2 protein-coding genes and 2 pseudogenes are annotated in these 1872 nt (G+C 68.9%); 2 read left to right on the top strand and 2 right to left on the bottom strand.

All coding sequences use genetic code 11. The features are described 5' to 3' along the window. Together JL475_RS41045 and JL475_RS38785 are read left to right on the top strand one after the other, a co-directional pair. A pseudogene (locus JL475_RS41045) lies at positions 1-209 on the top strand (RICIN domain-containing protein); the annotation flags it as partial. Positions 210-289: 80 nt separating this feature from the next. After that, on the top strand, positions 290-445 hold the full coding sequence (locus tag JL475_RS38785) for an IS3 family transposase (RefSeq protein ID WP_202282892.1): 156 nt from the start codon (positions 290-292) through the stop codon (positions 443-445). A gap of 63 nt (positions 446-508) precedes the next feature. On the opposite strand, the gene JL475_RS38780 is transcribed toward JL475_RS38785, so the two are convergent. Both JL475_RS38780 and JL475_RS38775 read right to left on the bottom strand, forming a co-directional pair. Further along, a complete protein-coding gene (locus tag JL475_RS38780; protein ID WP_202282891.1) occupies positions 509-1531 on the bottom strand; it encodes a DNA-directed RNA polymerase subunit alpha in 1023 nt (340 codons plus the stop codon). Between the two features lie 222 nt (positions 1532-1753). Continuing rightward, positions 1754-1872: pseudogene (locus tag JL475_RS38775) on the bottom strand (IS6 family transposase); the annotation flags it as partial.

Genomic DNA, 1872 nt, shown 5'->3' with positions numbered 1-1872 from the left:
CCCCCGGCGCGCTGCTCGCCCCGAGGGACTGCGCGGACAGCGACAGCCAGAAATTCCGCCTGGAGGCATCCGGCGGCGGCTTCCGGCTCCGGCCGCTCCACAGCGGCCTGTGCATCGGGTTCCTCCCCCCAATCGAAGACGGCGCCGAGGCCATGCAGGCCGCGTGCACCGGAGCCTCCGACCAGGCCTTCACCTTCACCCCAGGCTGAAAAGGTGGGGACTGTAAAACGTTCGGCTCTGTTCCGTAGTCGGTGGTGACGGAGGGTCGGTTTCATCCGAGGAGGATGCGGTGGCGGAGGAGATCGACGGGTTCTACAACAGTCGGCGCATCCAGAAACGCCTCGGCTACCTCAGCCCCGTCGAGTTCGAGGAGAAGCACTACGCCGAGCAGGCAGCGGCCGAACGAGCGAACCTGAAACCCCGCCAACCTGCTCTGACCAGCTGATCAGCCCCTCCCGAGCAACGGGGGAACCTCACTTCCTGGCTCCCCCGCGACCCGGCGCGGCGTTCAGTACTGCCCGGTCTCCATGAAACCCGTGCTCGCGTTGTCGTCCGCGCCGAAGGCGTCCGCCGCAGCGGTGGGGTCGAATCCGGGCGGGCTGTCTTTGAGTGCCAGGCCCATCCCCGCCAGCTTCGCCTTGACCTCGTCGATCGACTTCGCACCGAAGTTGCGGATGTCGAGGAGGTCGGCCTCGGAGCGCGCCAGGAGCTCGCCCACCGAGTGGATGCCCTCCCGCTTGAGGCAGTTGTAGGAGCGGACGGTGAGCTCCAGCTCCTCGATCGGCAGCGCCATGTCGGCGGCGAGGGCGGCGTCCGTCGGGGACGGCCCCATGTCGATGCCCTCGGCGTCGATGTTCAGCTCGCGGGCCAGACCGAACAGCTCGACCAGGGTCTTGCCGGCCGACGCCATGGCGTCGCGCGGACGCATGGCCTGCTTGGTCTCGACGTCGACGATCAGCTTGTCGAAGTCGGTGCGCTGCTCGACACGGGTCGCCTCGACCTTGTACGTGACCTTCAGCACGGGGCTGTAGATGGAGTCGACCGGGATACGGCCGATCTCCTGGCCCACCTGCTTGTTCTGCACGGCGGAGACGTAGCCGCGACCGCGCTCGACGGTCAGCTCCATCTCCAGCTGGCCCTTGCCGTTGAGCGTGGCGAGGACGAGGTCGGGGTTGTGCACCTCGACGCCGGCCGGGGGCGCGATGTCGGCGGCGGTGACCTGGCCCGGGCCCTGCTGGCGCAGGTACATCACCACGGGCTCGTCGTGCTCGGAGGAGACGACCAGCTGCTTGATGTTGAGGATCAGGTCGGTGACGTCCTCCTTGACGCCCGGCACGGTGGTGAACTCGTGCAGGACGCCGTCGATGCGGATGCTGGTGACGGCGGCACCGGGGATCGACGACAGGAGGGTGCGGCGCAGGGAGTTGCCGAGGGTGTAGCCGAAGCCCGGCTCCAGCGGCTCGATCATGAACCGGGAGCGGAACTCGTCGACGACCTCTTCGGTCAACGAGGGACGCTGAGCGATCAGCACGAGGTATGGCCTCCAGTGTGTGGCGCCCGCTATGTGACGCCGTAGACACCCCGAAGGGTACGGGCGGTTCGGCCGCCCAGGCGGCCGAACCGCCCGGCCCCGCCCGTCTGCCGGCCGGTCGGCAGGCTCAGCCCGTGCTGGAGTGGGCGCTGTCACGTTGTGGAGTGTGTGAGTACCTGACGGGGTGTCGGCTGTGGTGGGGCCGGGTTCCGGCTTTCGTGCTCAGGCCGCGGCGGGCAGGGCGGTGGCGCCGGTCATCTGCTCCCGGATGGCGAAGCGGAGGGTCATCTCGGTGCGGTATTCGGGGGCGGTCATCCGGTGGCGGCGGGGCCGGAAGTGGG

It is taken from the genome of Streptomyces sp. M2CJ-2 (assembly GCF_016757295.1).
GTDB lineage: Bacteria > Actinomycetota > Actinomycetes > Streptomycetales > Streptomycetaceae > Streptomyces.
Note: the sequence above shows the minus strand (reverse complement) of the source record. Positions and strands in the feature narration are given on the sequence as shown.